This is a genomic window from Corynebacterium lemuris (assembly GCF_024919295.1).
Lineage (GTDB): Bacteria > Actinomycetota > Actinomycetes > Mycobacteriales > Mycobacteriaceae > Corynebacterium > Corynebacterium lemuris.
In genome coordinates this window covers 335836-352907 of the sequence record NZ_JANWTC010000003.1, presented here as the reverse complement: position 1 = coordinate 352907, position 17072 = coordinate 335836, and the positions used below count along the sequence as shown (strand labels likewise).

Genomic DNA, 17072 nt, shown 5'->3' with positions numbered 1-17072 from the left:
ATCCTTTCTCATCGGAAAGTGTTGCAACGACCCTTAGGACTCAAGGATTTCAGGGCGGGAAAAGGCATAAAAACCTGAGAGTGGGCTAAATCACACGGGTAGGCAAGGGTTATGGAACCCGCTGTCCCTGCCAATTTCCGGGGTGGAGCGGGGCAGGGGAAGGGGGCGGGCAAAGGTCAAGGTCACGGCTGAATAACGGTCCGAATTGGTCAGTGATCCGTCCACATTCCTGAAAAACCCCTGGACATGAATCCAGGGCGCGCCTGTGGATAACAGCTTGGTCACGATGAGCTTCCGGGGCGCCTCGTTGGACATTCACTGTTGCAGTTTCGTAACCTTATCGAGACATTGCGGGACACCATCAGGAAGTCACCGCATGGCTGAACTGAAAATTACGCCTAATCCCTTCACAGGGAGCCGGGGAACCGACCAGCAGTTTCTGGGGTACATCCGCCGCGAGAGCGTCCCGCACACAGGTGCAGGGCGTGGAGCGGGGGAGGGAAGCTTCCGTACATCCCAACCCGACAGCTAACCCGGCAGGCACACAGGAAGATTTGGAGTATAGCCCCGTGGCTCAGCAGAACCGCCTCAACAAGACCATCACCCGCCGTATCGCCACCGCCTCCGCGGTGATCATGGGCGCCACCGTCATGGCCCCGGTAGCCGGCGCCTTCGAGGTTGTTGTGCCGAACACCGACATCCGCGTGAACGTTCCGGGCATGGAGAACATCCAGGGCATCGAGAACATCCCGAACGTCGAGCAGTTCGTCCCCTCCGTCCAGGAGTCCGTGGACACCTACGTGGCCAACGTCGCCACCCCGGGCCCGGCAGTTGCCCCGGCAGCCCCCGCCGCCGCACCCTCCACCGGCCAGGCCATCGTCGACGCTGTCCGTTCCAAGGTCGGTGCCCCCTACGCCTGGGGTGCGACCGGACCGAACGCCTTCGACTGCTCCGGCCTGACCACCTGGGCCTACCAGCAGGTCGGCAAGTCCATCCCCCGCACCTCCCAGGCGCAGGCCAGCCAGGGCCAGCAGGTCCCGCTGGACCAGCTGCAGCCGGGTGACATCATCGCCTACTACGGTGGTGCCAGCCACGTCGGCATCTACGCCGGCAACGGCATGATCATCGACGCACTCAACTCCGGTTCCCCGGTCGGCGAGCGTCCGCTGCACTTCCAGCCGATCCACTCCGCCGTCCGCTTCTAAGCGCAGACGGTCACTGTGCCCGCCCATCCGGTCCCGCAAGGTCCGGTGGGCGGGCCTCGTGCATTCGGGGGCAGTCCCGGGTGTCTACAGTTGTCCCTTGAATCTCCACCGGCCCACCATTCCTGAAAGAACCACCTTGCGCCCCCTTCCAGCCCCCAGCGACCGCTTCCGTACGATGACCACCGTCGTGCTCGGCGCGTTCCTGATCACCACCGGCACCGCCCCGGTGGCCGCCGCCGAGGACATCGACACCCTCATCGCCACCATGGATGAGGCCTCCCACGAGGCGACGGCCACCAGTGAAGAGGTCAAGCAGCTCGAGGTCGACATCGGGCAGGGGCAGGGGCGTATCGACACCCTGCGCGCCGACGCCGACGCCGCCCGCCAGCGGGCCGAGGTCGCCCGCGCGGCGCGGGCTGATTTCCAGGAGGAGGTCGACGGTCTGGCCGGTGTGAAGTACCGGGGGCTGCTGATCGACCCGGTGACCAACGCCATCGCCGCGGCCACCCCGCAGAACGCCATCGACCGGGCCTCCTACCTGGCGACGTTGACGCGGAACACGGAGCGGGCCGTCGATAAGCTCGCGGAGACCACCGCCGAGGCGGGCCGGGCGCACACCGATGCGGAGCGCTTCCTCGCGGAGGCCAATTTCCAGCAGTCGCAGCTGGAACGGCAGCACCGCGATCTCGCCGCGGAGCAGGAGGTGCTGCAGGAGCGGATCCGGGAGATCGAGGAGCAGGTCACCGGACTCGATGCCGCGTCCCGGGCCGCCTGGGAGAACAAGAACAACCCGCTGACCCCGGACCTGGCCGGTGCCTCCGGGGTGGTGGCCGCCGCCCTGGCCAAGCTCGGTTCCCCCTACGGCTGGGGCGCGACCGGACCGAACCAGTTCGACTGCTCCGGGCTGATGTTCTGGGCCTACCAGCAGCAGGGGAAGACCATCCCGCGCACCTCGCAGGCCCAGCTGGCCGGCGGCACCCCGGTCCCGCGTGCCGAGCTACAGCCCGGTGACATCGTCGGTTACTACCCGGGCATCACGCATGTGGGCATGTACATCGGCAACGGCCAGCTGGTCCACGCCTCCGATTACGGCATCCCCGTCCAGGTCGTGTCCGTTGACTCCATGCCGTGGGCGGGGGCAGTACGCTACTGAGCCATGGCGCGTACTCTGCTGGTGACAAATGACTTCCCGCCCACGGTCGGGGGCATCCAGTCCTATCTGCGGGACTTCCTGGCCACCCTCGACCCGGCGGAGGTGGTGGTCTTCGCCTCCACGCAGGACGCAGTCGCGGCCGCGGCCCACGACGCCGAGCTGCCCTACCGGGTGATCCGCTGGCCGCGCCGCATCATGCTGCCCACCCCGACCACCACCCGGGCGATGTCGCTGATCATCCGGGAACTGGACATCGACACGGTGTGGTTCGGTGCCGCCGCCCCGCTGGCGCTCATGGGTGCCGCGGCCCGCCGCGCGGGGGCACGCCGCATCATCGCCAGCACCCACGGGCATGAGGTGGGCTGGTCCATGCTGCCCGGTGCCCGGCAGGTGCTGCGCCGTATCGGCGACACCGCGGATGTGGTCACCTACATCTCCGATTACACGCTGCGCCGCTTCCGCCGCGCCTTCGGCACCCGCCCCCGCTTCGCGCACCTGCCCTCCGGCGTGGACACGGACTGGTTCCACCCCGATACCGCAGCGGAGCGCACCGCCACCCGGGAGCGGTTCGGCCTCGGGGATGGGCCGCTGGTGGTGTGCATCTCCCGCCTGGTGCCGCGTAAAGGCCAGGACCAACTGATCCGGGCCTGGCCTGCCGTCCTGGACTCGCACCCCGGCGCGCGGCTGCTCATCGTCGGTTCGGGGTCCTACGGGCGCCGCCTGCGCGGCATGGCCGCCCCGCTCGCCGACGCCGTCGTCTTCACCGGCCCCGTCCCCACCCCGGATCTGCGCGCGATCCTCGCCGCCGCGGACGTCTTCGCCATGCCCGCCCGCACCCGGGGCCGGGGCCTCGACGTGGAGGGGCTGGGCATCGTCTACCTGGAGGCCCAGGCCTGCGGTGTCCCCGTCATCGCCGGCGATTCCGGCGGCGCCCCGGAGACCGTCACCCCGGAGACCGGCATCGTCGTCGACGGCCGTGACACCGTCCAGCTCACGCGGGCGCTGGTGGAGCTTATCGACGACCCGCAGCTGCGGGCCGCCCTGGGGTTGGCGGGACGCCGGCACGCGACGGGACAGTGGACCTGGGGGATCATGGGGGCGCGGCTGCGGGAGCTCGTCCGTGCCGGCTGAACGGATATACTGCCGGGGCTGAACTCAATCGATCCAGAAGGTGGTGCCATGGGCCCCAGTGACCCCCGTCCCACGGTGGGTTTCGACATCGGCGGCACCCACTGCCGGGCCGCGGTGGTGACCGCCGGGGGTGAGGTCGTCGACACCCGCAGCACCGCCACCCCCACCACGGTGGCGGCCCTCGAGGACGCGATCGTCACCATGGTCGGGGAACTGCGTGCGGATCATGACCCCGCTGCCGTCGGCCTGGCGGTCGCCGGATTCCTCGACCCGGCCTGTGAGACCGTCCGCTTCGCCCCGCACCTGCCCTGGCGCGACGCGCCCGTGCGCGCCCGGCTCGAGGAACTGACCGGCCTGCCGGTCACGCTCGAACACGACGCCAATGCCGCCGCCTGGGGCGAGTACCGCCACGGCGCGGCCCGTGGCGCCGGTACCTGGGTGTTCTTCGCCGTCGGCACCGGCATCGGCGCGACGCTGATGATCGACGGGCAGATCTTCCGCGGCGCCCACGGCACCGCCCCGGAATTCGGGCACCTCACCGTGGTGCCTGGCGGCCGGGCCTGCGCGTGCGGCAAACGTGGCTGCCTGGAGCGTTACGCCTCCGGTACCGCCCTGGTTGACACCGCCACCGAGCTCGCGGTGCCCGGGGTGGCGGGGTTGGGGCGGCGGGTCGTCGAGAAGCGCGGAGAGGTCACCGGTGCGGAGGTCATGGCCGCCGCGCGGGTGGGGGATCCCACCGGCTTGGCGGTGCTGGCGGACTTCGCCGGTTGGCTCGGCCAGGGCCTGGCGATGGTCACCGACGTCCTCGATCCGGAACTGATCGTCGTGGGTGGGGGAGTCTCCCTCGACGCCGACCTTTTCCTCGGCGCCGCCCGGGAAGGGATGGCCGCATCCATCGTCGGCGCGGGGCACCGGCCGCTGCCGGCCGTGGGAACCGCGGAACTGGGCACCCGCGCGGGTATGATCGGCGTGGCAGATCTGGCCCGCGGCCGGATGTGAGCTCAAGAAGACGGGAAGAGACAGATGGAAAAACAGTGGTACTGGATGTTCAAGAATGTCCTCATCGGCCCCTTCCTCCGGGTGTGGAACCGGCCGGAGATGGAGGGCATCGAGCACATCCCCACCGAGGGGGCGGCCATCGTGGCCTCCACCCACCAGGCGGTCATGGACTCCTTCTATTTCCCGGCTCTGAGCCCCCGCAACATCACCTTCCCGGCGAAGTCCGAGTACTTCACCAACCCGGGCCTGATCGGCCGCATCCAGCGGTGGTTCTTCACCTCCATCGGCCAGATCTCCGTGGACCGCGGTGCCGCCGACGCCGGCGAAGCCACCCTCAATGCCGCCCGCACCGTGCTCGACCGGGGTGAGGTGCTGGCCATCTACCCGGAGGGAACCCGCTCCCCGGACGGGCGCATCTACAAGGGACGCACCGGCATGGCGCGCATCGCCCTGGCCACCGACGTGCCCATCATCCCCATGGCCATGATCGGATCCCGGAAGGCCAACCCCATCGGCACGTGGATCCCCCGCCCGGTGAAGGTGCGCATGAAGGTCGGCCCACCCATCGACGGCCGCGCCTACGTCGAGTCCCTCGGCATCGACCCCGATTCCCGCGACGCCGCCCGTCCGCTGACCGACCACGTCATGGCCGTGCTCACCGAACTGGCCGGTGAACCCTACGTCGACGTCTACGCCTCCGAGGTGAAGGCCTCCCTGGCCGCCGGCAAGGGCTACCCGCGCGGCACGGAGCCCGACCGCGGCTGACCGGAACCTGGCCGGGGCCTGACCGGACACTTGGTCCGCGGGTGGAAGGCCGCTAAAGTGTGTCAACGGACTTCGCCGGGGGCCACCCGGCAGCAGATTCCGCACTGCACGGACGGGATGAGGTGAAACAGGTGTCTGCGACCATCCAGTCGACCACCCCACCCGCCACCACCCGGATGCGCTGGCCCGACGTGGCCAAGGGACTGTCGATCGTCGGCGTCGTGCTCCTGCACGTCAGCCTCGCTGTGCCCGAGGGCATGGAGACGGTCGCCGCCCAGCTCAACCGCATCCTCGACCCGCTGCGCATGCCGCTGTTCTTCATGGTCAGCGGCTTCTTCTCCGCGAAGGTCCTCGGTTACACCCTCAAGGACCTCTTCCTGCGCAGGCTGTGGTTCTTCCTCGTGCCCTACGTGGTGTGGGTGCCCATCGAGCTGTGGTTCAAATTCCGCGAATGGCACATGTTCGATGACAAGGCCATGCCCGGCCTGGGCCGCTACCTCGAGCACATCGTCGAGGGCCGCAACATGTACTGGTTCCTCTATGCCCTGGTCATCTTCAACCTGGTGCTGTGGGCCACCCGGAAACTGCCCTGGTGGGCGGGCGTGCTCCTCGGTTTCGCCCCGATCCTCATCCTGCCGCTGCACGCCGACCAGCACATGATCGGCAAGGCGGTGCTCTACCTGCCGGCCTTCCTGCTGGGCGCGCACATGCGCCGGCACATCCGGGAGTTCTCCGGATCAGCCACCGGCCTGCGCAACCTCACCCGCGGCACCCTGCTCTACGCCGCCGGCTTCACCCTCTCCGCCGTCTGGGCCTGGCTGAACACCGTGACGGATGTGTCACTGCCCTGGGCGCTGCCCGGTGCGGACGCCGTCGGCTACGTCGACCTGCGGTTGATCGTCAACGCGGTGGTGCAGCTGCTCATGCTGCCCATGGCCGTGATCGTGGCGGTGGTGCTCGGCCGGGTGCCGGTGGTCTCCGACATCCTGTGCTTCCTGGGGCGCCACACCCTGGTCATCTACCTGGGCCACCCCATCGCCCTGACGGTGCTCTACCACTACAACATGCGTGGCATGGAGCTGCCGATCATGCGCGGCGCCGAGAACGTGCTGCATGAGACCGCGCTGTGGCTCATCATCGGCCTGTTCATCTCCGCTGTCGGTTCCCTCGCGCTGTGGCTGGTCACCCGGATCCCGTACCTGTGCTGGTCGGTCATGCCGCCGCTGCTGCCGGGTGCGCGCACCACCACCACGCCCGCGCGGCCTGCCCCGGCCCCCGCGCCGGCGTCGGAACCGGTGCGCACCGTCGCTGATTAGCGGCGCGCCGCCGGCACCAGCACCCGCGGGGCAGCCACGGCGGTGCACACCACCGCCAGCGCGAGGAGCACATAGGAGTTGCCCACCACGTGGCCCCACCAGGCCCAGTCGTACTCGAGGCCGAAGTCGTTGGGCAGCAGCCAGTGCGGGGGAGCGAACACCGCCACGGTGATCAGACCGGCGAGGGTGCCGCCGACCGTGCTGCGGCGCTGCCAGGCCACCACACCCAGGGCCAGGCCGAGGGGGATCAGCCACACCCAGTGGTGCGACCAGGACACCGGGGAACAGACCAGCGCCACGGTCGAGGCCAGCAGCACCACCCCCAGCGGTCCGCCACCGGTCCGCGCCACCCGCGTCATCGCCGTGATGATCAGCACCAGGCAGATGATGATCAGCACCAGCCACAGCAGCCCCGGGGCCTGTTCCCCGGGTTCCACCAGGCGGGCCAGCAGGCCGCGGATCGACTGGTTGGAGGCGTAGGCCTCGTTGCCGATGCGTCCGGTATCGCGCAGGGTGTTCAGCCAGTAGGTCAGCGAGTTCTCCAGGCTGAATGCGGCCGCTGCCAGGGTGAAACCCACCCCGGCCAGGAAGGTGGTGGCCGCGTGGCGCCACTGGCGCTGCACCAGGAAGACGAGGATGAACACCGCCGGCGTCAGCTTGATCGCCGCGGCCAGGCCGATGAGTACACCGCGGGGCAGCCGGGGGCGGCGGGTGAGGGTGTCGGCGAGCACCAGGGTCATGAGGATGATGTTGATCTGACCGAAGGCGAGGGTCTCCCGCACCGGTTCCGCCACCAGTCCCAGCGGCAGCAGCCAGGCACCGATCACGCGGTGGTCGGCGTCGGCCAGGCCGGGCAGCAGGTGGCGCAGGACGATGGTCAGGCACCACCACAGCAGCACCGCGCTGAGCAGGGTCCAGCTGACGAGCGCCACCCCGTAGGGCACCAGCGCCAGCGGGATGAACAGGAGGGCCGCCAGCGGGGGATAGGTGAAGGGCAGCTCGATGCCGCCGACCTGGTAGCTGCGGGTGTAGAGGTTGTCACCGGCGAGGAAGGCCTTCGCGCCCTCCCGGTAGACGTCGATGTCGATGGCGTAGCGCAGGGCGGGGCCGGCGTCGATGAGCCAGGGCCAGAGTGCGGCCGCAGAGAGCAGTACCGCGAGGATCACCCCGATGCGGTGCCCGGACCTGTTCAGGCGCGGGGGCGCGGGGGCGGATTCTGCGGTGGGGGAGGTGATCGTCTGCACGTGACGACTATATCGGGACACAGGCCCCACCCCTGCGTGGGAGGTGTACCAGCCAGGCGTTAGGCTGGTTGCCGACCCCGCCACCGCCAGTGGGGTGCCAGACATACTGCCGGAAGGGACGGGCGCGCCGTGCGCTACTTCTACGACACCGAGTTCATCGAGGACGGCCGGACCATCGAACTGGTCTCCATCGGAATCGTCGCGGAGGACGGCCGGGAGTACTACGCCGTGTCCACCGACTTCGACTCGACGAAGGCGAACGCCTGGGTGCGGGAGAACGTCCTGTCCCTGCTGCCCAACCCGGGGGACCCGGTGTGGAAGTCCCAGGCCACCATCCGCCGCGAGGTGCTCGCCTTCCTCACCGCCCACCGACACGGCGACCCGGAACTGTGGGCCTGGGTGGGCGCCTACGACCACGTGCTGCTCGCCCAGCTGTGGGGCGACATGACCGGCCTGCCGCGGCCCATCCCGCGCTACACCCGTGAACTCAAGCAGTACTGGGAGTTCGCCGGTAAACCGCCGCTGCCGAAGAGCCCGGATGACTCCCACGATGCGCTCATCGACGCCCGCCACAACCTGGAGAAGTTCCGGATCTGCGCTGCAGCACTGCCGCTGGGGCGCGGCAACCGCGTGCTGCGTTAGGGCCCCGGCTGTGCGCCGGGGGTTACTTCCCTGCGTGCGCGTGCTATGAATATGGGTGTGAGTTGGACTGTTGACATCCCGAAAGAAGTTCTCCCCGATCTGCCGCCGCTGCCCGCGGGGCTGAATGAGCGATTCGAGGACGTGATCTCCCGGGAGGCCAGACAACAGCCGACCTGGGACCGTGCGCAGGCGGAGAACGTCCGCAAGATCCTCGAGTCGGTGCCGCCGATCGTCGTGGCGCCGGAGGTGACCCGCCTGAAGAAGCAGCTGGCTGACGTCGCCCTCGGCAAGGCCTTCCTGCTGCAGGGCGGTGACTGTGCCGAGACCTTCGAGTCCAACACCGAGCCCCACATCCGGGCCAACATCAAGACGCTGCTGCAGATGGCGGTCGTCCTGACCTACGGCGCCTCCACCCCGGTGGTCAAGCTGGCCCGTATCGCCGGCCAGTACGCCAAGCCGCGTTCCCAGGACCTGGACGAGAACGGCCTGCCGAACTACCGCGGTGACATCGTCAACGGTGTCGAGCCGACCCCGGAGGCCCGCCGCCACGACCCGGCCCGCATGGTGCGCGCCTACGCGAACTCCTCCGCCGCGATGAACCTGGTGCGTGCACTGGTCTCCTCCGGCACCGCCGACCTCAAGCGCGTGCACGAGTGGAACCAGGAGTTCGTCGCCGAGTCCCCCGCGGGCGCCCGCTACGAGGCCCTGGCCAACGAGATCGAGGCCGGCCTGCGTTTCATGGAGGCCTGTGGTGTCCGCGATGACTCGCTGACCACCTCCGACATCTACGCCTCCCACGAGGCGCTGCTCGTCGACTATGAGCGCGCCATGCTGCGCCTGCATGAGGACGAGGACGGTCAGACCCGTCTCTACGACCTGTCGGCGCACCAGCTGTGGATCGGTGAGCGCACCCGCGGCATCGAGGATTTCCACGTCAACTTCGCCGCGCTGATCTCCAACCCGGTGGGCATCAAGATCGGCCCGTCCATCACCCCGGAGGAGGCCGTCGCCTACGCCCGCAAGCTGGATCCGGAGAAGGAGCCGGGCCGGCTGACCATGGTGGCGCGCATGGGTTACGACAAGGTCCGCATCGCCCTGCCGCCGGTCATCGAGGCCGTCGAGGCCGCCGGCCACAAGGTGATCTGGCAGTCCGACCCGATGCACGGCAACACCTTCACCGCCTCCAACGGCTACAAGACCCGGGACTTCGACAAGGTCATCGATGAGGTCCAGGGCTTCTTCGAGGTCCACCGTGCACTCGGCACCCACCCGGGCGGCATCCACATTGAGCTGACCGGTGAGGACGTCACCGAGTGCCTCGGCGGCGCCATGGACATCACCGATGTCGACCTGCCGGGCCGCTACGAGTCCGCCTGCGACCCGCGCCTGAACACCCAGCAGTCCCTCGAGCTGGCCTTCCTCGTCGCGGAGATGCTCCGCAACTAGGCTCCCGCCCGCTTGTCGACGCCGCGTTCCCCCACCCCGGGGCACGCGGCGTCGCTGTGTCAGCGACCGAGGGTCAGGCGCACCGTGGAGTCGATGCGGGCGTCCTCGCCGGCGGCGGGGCGCTGGCGGGTGATGGGGCGGGCGTCGTCACGCTCGCGGGAGTTGATGTCCAGACCCACGCCGGCCAGGAGCTGGCGGGCCTGCCCGACGGTCATCCCGACCACATCGGGAACGGTCACCCGCCCGGCGAGCTCGAGGGTGATCTCCGCATCCGCCGGGTCGATGAGTTCCCCGGCCGCCGGGCTGGTGCCCACGGCGGTGTCCGGTCCGGTGCCGGTGGCGCTGCGGTCGCGGCGGACGTCGTCGACGGTGAAGCCGGCGGCCTCGAGGGTGGCGGTGGCGGTGGCCTGGTCCATGCCCGAGACCTCCGGGACGGTCAGCGTGCCGGAGACGACGAGGGAGATCTCGCTGCCGCGGCTGAGTTCCGTGCCGGGGTCGGGGGAGACCTCGAGCACCTGCCCGCCGGGGATGTCCTCCTCGTAGCGGGAGTCCACCGCGGCGACGGTGAGCCCCAGCTCGGCCAGGCGGGCCTCGGCAGCGGTGAGGTCCAGCCCGATGACCGGGGGGACCTGGATCGGTTCGGGTCCGCGGGAGACGTGCACGGTGACGGTCGTGCCGATGGCCACCGGTTCCCCGGCGGCCGGTTCGGTGAGCGCGACCCGGCCCTCCTCGACGTCAGGGGAGTAGACAGGTTCGCCGTTGGCCACGGTGAGGGTGCGTTCTGAGGCGGCCGCCTGGTAGGCGAGCACGTCCATGCCCTCCGGTGCCGGGACGGTGGGCCGGCCCTGGGAGACCAGGACGGTGACCTCGCCGCCGCGGACGACCTTCTCCCCGTCGCCGGGCTGCGTGCCGGCGGACCGGTCGGTGGGGACCTCATCGTTGTAGACGATCTCGGTGACGGGTGTGAAACCGGCCTCCTCGATGGTGGCGACGGCCGCGGCCCGGTCCATACCCAGGACCTGGGGGATCTCCCCGTAGCGGCCGGAGCCGAACCACCAGCCGCCCACGGCCACCGCGGCGGTGAGCAGGCTGATGACCACCAGCCACACGATCAGACCCGTCCGGCCACGGTTGCTCAGCGGCTTCGGCGGGGGCGGTGCCTCCAGCGGGGCGGGCGGGATCTCCGCGGGCAGCGCCGGCGGCGCCTGCGGGCCCAGCGCCTCGTGCACCCTGGTCTGTTCGACAGGTGGTTCCGCGACGGGGGCGACCACGGCGGTCGGGGGCACGTCGGTGACCTCGGTGACCATGGCCGGCGGGCCGACGAGGTCGGTGATGTCGGTGGGTACGGCCGCCGCCCGGTGCGCGGCGGAGTTCTGGGGGATGGGGACGGTGAAGGCGGGCAGGGTGAGTTCGGCGGCGACGTCATCAAGCGCGGCGAGGAATTCGGCGGCATCCGCGAAACGGTCCTGCGGGGCGCGGGCGGTGGCGGTACCCACCAGGGCGTCAATGAGGGAGGGCACACCCCCGATGCGGGAACTCGGGGCCGGGACATCCTCCTCCAGCCGCTGATAGGCGTGGTCGAGCGGGTTGTCCCCGGAGAAGGGCACCGTGCCGGTGAGCAGCTCGAAAAGCACGATGCCGGCGGAGTAGACGTCCGAGGCCGGGGTGATGTCCGTGCCGTCGACCTGCTCGGGGGAGAGGTAGGCGGCGGTGCCCACGATCTGGTTGGTGGCCGTCGTTGCGGCCGTCGCGGAGCGCACGAGACCGAAATCAGCCAGTTTCACCCGGTGATCACCGTTGATGAGGATGTTGTCCGGTTTGATGTCGCGGTGCACCATGCCGGCCGTGTGCGCGGCGGACAGGCCGGTGAGCACTGCCCGCAGCACCGCGGCCGCCGCGTGCGGGGGCATGGGGCCACGTTCGGCGAGCAGCTCACGCAGGGTGCCGCCGGTGATCAGCTCCATGACCAGGAAGAGGTGGTCACCGTCGGAACCGAAGTCGTAGACGTTGACCAGGTTGGGGTGCGTCAGCTGGGCCATGGCGAGGGCCTCCCGGCGGAACCGCTGCCGGAAGACGGGGTCGGTGATGTACTTCTCGTCCAGCACCTTCGCCGCCACCGCGCGGCCGAGCCGGAGGTCCACGCACCGGTAGACCGTCGACATCCCGCCGCGGGCGATCGGGTGATCGATGCGGTAACGGTCGTCGAGGAGATCTCCCACTGCCAGTTGAGCCATGCGAACAGTATGGTGCACAGGCCGCCACTCATGCCAACGCGGATGCGCACTAGAGTAGGGGGCGTGAAATCGAAAGACATCCCACTTGAAACCCTGCTGGCCGAAGAAACCATGCTCACGCTGCCGGAGGCCGCCGACCGGCTCGGTGTGGTGGTCACCCGGGTCCATGACCTGCTGGGTGCGAAGAAACTCATCGCCCACGTGATCGACGGCAGACGCCACATCCCGGAGGCGCTGTTCAGGGAGGGGGAGGCCACCACCGGCAAGTTCGTGCCCGGCGTGCTCATCCTCCTGGCCGACGGCGGTTACTCCGACGAGGAGATCCTGCGGTTCCTGTTCACCGAGGACGAGACGCTGCCGGGACGGCCGGTGGATGCGCTGCACGGTCAGCTGGCCCGCGAGGTGCTGCGCCGGGCGCAGGCCATGGCCCTCTGAACTCCCGGCCGAAGGCCCAGTCGGTGAGCACCCAGGCGAGAACGAAGACACCCGCCATCCACCACGTGTTGTAGAGCTGGTGGTTGCCGCTGCCGGTGAAGGCCAAGGTGACCACGACGGAGGCACCCACCGCCAGCCGCTGCACCCAGCCGGGCGGGCGGACGGTGCCCACGAGACTGAGCACCGAGGCGTAGTACCAGGGCAGCGTCACCGAGTTGAAGACGAAGGCCACCTGGTAGGCGGTCGCCGTGCCTGCGATGGCACGGCGGTCATCCTGCCGGAAGAGCCACCAGACGATGACCAGACCGGCGAGCATGAGCACCATCGACACCGGCCGCAGGACATCCAGGGCCAGGTTGTAGTCGAAGTCGTCGCGGAACAGCTGGATGAAGGTGGTCACCGCGCCCGCGGTCAGCGAAGGCCAGGCCAGCGGGTTGATCACCTTCGAGTTGCCGGAGATCTCCGAGAGCCAACCCCAGGAGGCCCCCGACAGGAAGGTCACCGCCGCGACCACCAGCAGGGTCTCCACGACGGCGATGAAACCCGTCAGCAGGAAGGCCGTCACCCGGTTGATCCGCGCCGCGTAGTGGTGGGTGGCCAGCCACACGACGAAGGGCAGGGCGATCGCCGCGGTGGCCTTGAGCGAGACCGCCACGGCGATCAGCGCCACACCCAGCACGAAACGCCGGTCCAGACAGGCCAGCAGACCGAGGCTGACGAGCCCGACCATGACGGACTCGTTGTGCATGCCGCCGACCATGTGCAGGACCATCACCGGATTTGCCACACCCAGCCACAGGGCGAGCACCGGATCCCCGCCCAGCCGCCGCGCGATGCGGGGCACCGCCCAGGCGATGGCCGCGAAACCCGCCACGGAGAGAAGCTTGTACATGATCACCCCGGCGGTGACGTGGTCGCCGACCAGCCGGGTCACCCCCTCACCGATCCACAGGTGGAGCGGCCCGTAGGGGGTGGTGGTGTTACGCCAGTCATGGGAGACCTCCAGCAGGAAAGGCCCCGGGTTCACGGCCGCGCCCTGCGTATAGGGGTCGAAACCGTCGCGCAGCATCGCGCCCTGCATGAGATAGGAGTAGACGTCGCGCGAGAGCATCGGTGCCGCCGGGATCAGCGGCAGCACCCAGACCCACATCGCGGTGCGCACGGCCTTCTCCCGCTTATCGACGCCCCCCTCCCGCGCCCCCAGCACGTGCCTGCGGCCGAGTGTGATCCAGCCCAGCAGGAGCAGGACCACCCCGAACCAGAAGACCGTGTTGGAGATGCCCGCTCCGCGGCCGTAGGCGAGGAAATCCAGACCCACCGCCTCCAGGACGCCACCGCGGTTGCGGGTGGCACCCCCGCCGAAGGAACCCAGGAGCAGCAGGAGGGAGCCGATCAGCCCCAGGGTCACCGCCCGGGGCAGGCGGAGGACCATCAGTGCCGGCGCGCCGTCGCGCGCCGGGCCAGGTCCGTGAGGGTCGCGGTGACCTCAGGCGCGGTGTCGGCGGCCGCAAGGTGGGCCAACCCGGAGGCAGTCAGAGCGGTGATGCGTTCCTCGATCTCCTCGACCGCGCCGGTCCCGGCGATGATCTCGGCCAGCCGGGCGATCCGGGCGGGATCCGAGGTCGTCCCGATGCCGGCCCGCAGCTCGGCTGCTGCGGCGGGGTCGCGCTCGTCGGCACGCTGCAGGGCGGTGGCCAGCAGCACCGTGCGCTTGCCCTCGCGGAGGTCATCGCCGGCGGGTTTGCCGGTGACGGCCGGGTCCCCGTAGACACCCAGCTGGTCGTCCCGGAGCTGGAAGGCGACGCCGATGTCCCGACCGTAACCGCGGAAAGCGTCAATGGTGGCCTGGTCCGCACCCGCGATCGTCGCGCCGAGGTGCAGGGGGCGTTCGATGGTGTAGGCGGCCGTCTTGAAGCGGTTGACCGCATCCGCCAGCACCACGTCCTCATCGGCGGTGGCCTCCAGGGTGACGTCGAGCAACTGCCCGCCGATCACCTCGGTGCGCATGCCGCGCCACGGCTCCCGGGCCCGCTGCAGTGCCTCAACCGACAGTCCGGAGTCCTGGAACATGTCCTCGGCCCAGACCAGCGCCAGATCACCGACCAGGATGGCCACGGACTCGCCGAAGTGGGCGGCGTCGCCGGTCCAGCCGCTGCCCCGGTGGGTGGCCTCCACTGCCCGGTGGACGGTGGGGTTGCCGCGCCGGGTGTCGGAGGAGTCGATGATGTCGTCATGGATCAGCGCGCAGGCCTGGATAAATTCCAGGGAGGCCGCCGCCCGCAGCACGGCCGCGGGGTTTTCGGAGGTGTTCTCCAGACCACCGCCGCCGACGAAACCGGCCCACACGTACAGCGGGCGGATCCGCTTGCCGCCACCGAGGACGAAGTTCTCCAGGTGGGTGACGGTCTGGCTGACCGGGGCCCCGATCGCGGCGACCTGCTCCCGGCGGTCCGCGAAGAAGCGGGCGAGTTCGTCACGGGCTGCGGCCGGGATCTGGTCGAGAGTCAGCGTTCGGGGGTCCTGGGTGCTCAATGCGGCGGTCCTTCATCAGGGCGGTGAACTGTCGAGTCCACGATACCCATTGACCTACCGGGGTTGGTCCCCGACCTTGCCGGACCTGTCGGGGCCGTCGGACAATGGCAGGGCGACGGACAGGACCGCGAAGGGGCGGGAATCGCCGTCGAAGTGGAAGTTGCGCAGCTCATCGCGGAAGCCCATGGAGCGGTAGAGGGAGAAGGCGTTGTTGGCCTCGTTCTCCACTTCCGGGGTGGACAGGAGCGCATAGGTGGCCGGGACGTGCCAGAGCAGCTGGGAGAGCAGCTGGCGGCCCATCCCCCGGCCCTGGTGTGCCGGATCGACGTGGATCTCGGCGATCTCGAAGTAGTCGCGCATGAGCACGGCCTGATGGGTGTCCGGACCGCCGGCCTCCCGGAAGCCGCGGCGGACCTGACGGTCCCACCACAGGTCCGGTGCGCCGAGGTAGCCGTAGGCCACACCGAGGAGGGTGTCCTGCTCGAAGGCGGCCAGGGCGGTGAATCCCGGCTGCATGATCTCCCGCCGCCATACCTCGATGCGGCCTGCGCGGATGCTCCGGTCATAGCCCATCGCCTCGATGTAGAGGTCGACGAGCTGCGGGGTCAGCACGGCAAATTCGGGGCCGGTCAAACGGCGGATCTCAATCGTCACCTCTCCACTGAACCACGAACAGGGCCGACCGTGGGAAAAATTCAGGCGGCAGGGCCGCGATGGAATCGAACAGGCACCCGGATCGCGGTCAGGGAAAATGCAGAGAAACCATTGACGTGTTCGAATGGCTGTTCTAGGATTGAGGGTGTCATGTCCCATGCCGTGCCTATGGTGTGGGCAACACACAGGACGAGGCAGTTGGAAGCGTGGTGCGCGGAGTGTCCGGAGGTCATCGGACACGGTCTGCGGGCCAAGTGAACGCAGTGGAAAGGAGTTGGCCCCGATGGCCCGGATCATCTCAGCGACAACGAGGTTCGCCGGCGCGGGTTCGGGTACCCGCCGGGCCGACTTCATCTTCAAGGCGCGCGGTCTCCTGGCCACGGCGGTCAGGCACCGCCGTGCGGGGGAATGGGACCAGGCCCTCGAATCCGCCTATCAGGCCGCCCTGCGGACCGCCGGGGCGAGGATCTCCGCCTCCGCGGTGGCGGGCAGGCGCCGCCGTCCGACAAACGCCTGGGACCAGCTCTGCCTGGTCGATGCGGAGGGGGAGCGGTGGGCCCTGGCCTTCGCCCAGTATTCCCGCCTGCGTTCCCGGGTGGCCTCCGGGCTGGAGCGTGATGTGGATCCCACCGTGGTCGACCGTGTGATCTCCATGGTCACAGAGTTTCTGGCCGAGGCCGAGGCCGAGGCCGGCTGGGCTCCGGCTGCCGCATAGCGGGGTTGGCGTTCCCGGGAACATTCCCGTTAGTCTGGGCGTTGAAAGAGTGAGAAGATAAACACCCAGCGATGTCCGGGAGGAACAGTGTCGCTTTCAGAGCAGGAGCAGCGAGCGCTCCGGGAGATTGAACAGTCTCTCCTTGCTGATGACCCCAAGTTCGGGTCATCCGTGGCCGGCGGCCATGGCTTCGGCGCGACCGGTACACCCGGTATCACGCTTCGGGGTGTTGCGATCGCGGTTGTCGGCCTGGTCATGCTCATCGGCGGGGTCGCACTCGCCCAGCAGAGCCTGTGGTTCATTGCGCTGAGCGTCGTGGGCTTCCTCGTGATGTTCGGCGCCGGCGTGTGGATGCTCCGCGGAGGCGGAGGATCGCCCACCGGGCGGGTCAGCAAGCGCCGGACCAACCGCGGCCGGGCGCCTGCCAGCAGCATGGAGGAGAACTTCCGCCGCCGCTTCGAGGAGCGTTAGCCGGCCAGACAGAATCACCACGGATCAAGGTCCGCCGCACACCCCTGCACCAGGGTGTGCGGCGGACCTTTTTCTGGATTCCCCACCTTCGCCCCCGTAGCCCCCACCGGGACCTGCGACTACTCGGAAA

16 protein-coding genes and 1 riboswitch are annotated in these 17072 nt (G+C 69.3%); of the genes, 11 read left to right on the top strand and 5 right to left on the bottom strand.

Going from position 1 to position 17072, the window contains the following annotated elements; translation table 11 throughout:
- Positions 1–385: 385 nt before the first annotated feature.
- A riboswitch (cyclic di-AMP (ydaO/yuaA leader) is annotated at positions 386–557 on the top strand.
- A 12-nt stretch (positions 558–569) separates the two neighbouring features.
- The 6 genes from NYP18_RS06945 to NYP18_RS06920 all read left to right on the top strand — a co-directional run bounded on the left by NYP18_RS06945 (position 570) and on the right by NYP18_RS06920 (position 6569).
- Complete coding sequence (locus tag NYP18_RS06945; protein ID WP_259427430.1) at positions 570–1205, top strand: C40 family peptidase; 636 nt, start codon at positions 570–572, stop codon at positions 1203–1205.
- 175 nt (positions 1206–1380) lie between these two features.
- Positions 1381–2358 (top strand): C40 family peptidase, encoded by a 978-nt coding sequence (locus NYP18_RS06940; RefSeq protein ID WP_259427429.1) that lies wholly within the window; start codon positions 1381–1383, stop codon positions 2356–2358.
- A 3-nt stretch (positions 2359–2361) separates the two neighbouring features.
- Entirely contained in the window at positions 2362–3489 is a 1128-nt protein-coding gene (locus NYP18_RS06935) for a glycosyltransferase family 4 protein (protein ID WP_259427428.1), read from the top strand.
- Between the two features lie 48 nt (positions 3490–3537).
- Entirely contained in the window at positions 3538–4488 is a 951-nt protein-coding gene (locus tag NYP18_RS06930; protein WP_259427427.1) for an ROK family protein, read from the top strand.
- 24 nt (positions 4489–4512) lie between these two features.
- Positions 4513–5253 (top strand): lysophospholipid acyltransferase family protein, encoded by a 741-nt coding sequence (locus NYP18_RS06925; RefSeq protein WP_259427426.1) that lies wholly within the window; start codon positions 4513–4515, stop codon positions 5251–5253.
- A gap of 131 nt (positions 5254–5384) precedes the next feature.
- Positions 5385–6569, top strand: a complete 1185-nt coding sequence (locus tag NYP18_RS06920; protein WP_259427425.1) for an acyltransferase family protein — start codon at positions 5385–5387, stop codon at positions 6567–6569.
- Here the strand turns inward: NYP18_RS06920 and NYP18_RS06915 are convergent.
- Positions 6566–7813 carry a glycosyltransferase 87 family protein gene (locus NYP18_RS06915; protein WP_259427424.1) on the bottom strand — a complete coding sequence of 416 codons (1248 nt, stop codon included), beginning with the start codon at positions 7811–7813 and terminating at the stop codon, positions 6566–6568. The genes NYP18_RS06920 and NYP18_RS06915 overlap by 4 nt on opposite strands.
- 129 nt (positions 7814–7942) lie before the next feature.
- Here NYP18_RS06915 and NYP18_RS06910 point away from each other — a divergent pair, with 129 nt between their 5' ends.
- Together NYP18_RS06910 and NYP18_RS06905 are read left to right on the top strand one after the other, a co-directional pair.
- Positions 7943–8455 (top strand): polyadenylate-specific 3'-exoribonuclease AS, encoded by a 513-nt coding sequence (locus NYP18_RS06910; protein ID WP_259427423.1) that lies wholly within the window; start codon positions 7943–7945, stop codon positions 8453–8455.
- 57 nt (positions 8456–8512) lie between these two features.
- On the top strand, positions 8513–9901 hold the full coding sequence (locus NYP18_RS06905) for a class II 3-deoxy-7-phosphoheptulonate synthase (RefSeq protein WP_259427422.1): 1389 nt from the start codon (positions 8513–8515) through the stop codon (positions 9899–9901).
- A gap of 59 nt (positions 9902–9960) precedes the next feature.
- Here the strand turns inward: NYP18_RS06905 and pknB are convergent, their stop codons facing one another.
- Positions 9961–12135 carry a Stk1 family PASTA domain-containing Ser/Thr kinase gene (pknB, locus tag NYP18_RS06900; RefSeq protein ID WP_259427421.1) on the bottom strand — a complete coding sequence of 725 codons (2175 nt, stop codon included), beginning with the start codon at positions 12133–12135 and terminating at the stop codon, positions 9961–9963.
- 111 nt (positions 12136–12246) lie between these two features.
- Here pknB and NYP18_RS06895 point away from each other — a divergent pair, with 111 nt between their 5' ends.
- Complete coding sequence (locus tag NYP18_RS06895) at positions 12247–12570, top strand: Rv2175c family DNA-binding protein (RefSeq protein ID WP_259427454.1); 324 nt, start codon at positions 12247–12249, stop codon at positions 12568–12570.
- Here NYP18_RS06895 and NYP18_RS06890 read toward each other — a convergent pair.
- Genes NYP18_RS06890 through NYP18_RS06880 form a run of 3 tightly spaced genes read right to left on the bottom strand, consistent with a single transcriptional unit; the run spans position 12473 to position 15756 of the window.
- Positions 12473–14002: an alpha-(1->6)-mannopyranosyltransferase A gene (locus tag NYP18_RS06890; RefSeq protein ID WP_259427420.1), complete on the bottom strand. Its 1530-nt coding sequence runs from the start codon at positions 14000–14002 to the stop codon at positions 12473–12475. The genes NYP18_RS06895 and NYP18_RS06890 overlap by 98 nt on opposite strands.
- Positions 14002–15102, bottom strand: a complete 1101-nt coding sequence (locus tag NYP18_RS06885) for a polyprenyl synthetase family protein (RefSeq protein WP_259427419.1) — start codon at positions 15100–15102, stop codon at positions 14002–14004. Before NYP18_RS06885 ends, NYP18_RS06890 begins: the two co-directional genes overlap by 1 nt.
- Before the next feature lie 54 nt (positions 15103–15156).
- On the bottom strand, positions 15157–15756 hold the full coding sequence (locus tag NYP18_RS06880; RefSeq protein WP_259427418.1) for a GNAT family N-acetyltransferase: 600 nt from the start codon (positions 15754–15756) through the stop codon (positions 15157–15159).
- A 283-nt stretch (positions 15757–16039) separates the two neighbouring features.
- Between NYP18_RS06880 and NYP18_RS06875 the strand changes: the two genes are divergently transcribed.
- Together NYP18_RS06875 and NYP18_RS06870 are read left to right on the top strand one after the other, a co-directional pair.
- The gene (locus NYP18_RS06875; protein WP_259427417.1) at positions 16040–16471 is read left to right on the top strand and encodes an SAV_6107 family HEPN domain-containing protein; all 432 of its coding nucleotides are present in this window, start codon (positions 16040–16042) and stop codon (positions 16469–16471) included.
- Between the two features lie 87 nt (positions 16472–16558).
- Positions 16559–16942: a DUF3040 domain-containing protein gene (locus NYP18_RS06870; RefSeq protein WP_259427416.1), complete on the top strand. Its 384-nt coding sequence runs from the start codon at positions 16559–16561 to the stop codon at positions 16940–16942.
- The last annotated feature ends 130 nt before the right edge of the window (positions 16943–17072 follow it).

Coding starts and splice junctions, on each gene's coding strand:
- NYP18_RS06940 (WP_259427429.1), top strand. CDS start 1,381: ATGACCACCGTCGTGCTCGGCGCGTTCCTGATCACCACCGGCACCGCC.
- NYP18_RS06925 (WP_259427426.1), top strand. CDS start 4,513: ATGGAAAAACAGTGGTACTGGATGTTCAAGAATGTCCTCATCGGCCCC.
- NYP18_RS06895 (WP_259427454.1), top strand. CDS start 12,247: ATGCTCACGCTGCCGGAGGCCGCCGACCGGCTCGGTGTGGTGGTCACC.
- NYP18_RS06890 (WP_259427420.1), bottom strand. CDS start 14,002: ATGGTCCTCCGCCTGCCCCGGGCGGTGACCCTGGGGCTGATCGGCTCC.
- NYP18_RS06875 (WP_259427417.1), top strand. CDS start 16,040: ATGGCCCGGATCATCTCAGCGACAACGAGGTTCGCCGGCGCGGGTTCG.
- pknB (WP_259427421.1), bottom strand. CDS start 12,135: ATGGCTCAACTGGCAGTGGGAGATCTCCTCGACGACCGTTACCGCATC.
- NYP18_RS06930 (WP_259427427.1), top strand. CDS start 3,538: ATGGGCCCCAGTGACCCCCGTCCCACGGTGGGTTTCGACATCGGCGGC.
- NYP18_RS06935 (WP_259427428.1), top strand. CDS start 2,362: ATGGCGCGTACTCTGCTGGTGACAAATGACTTCCCGCCCACGGTCGGG.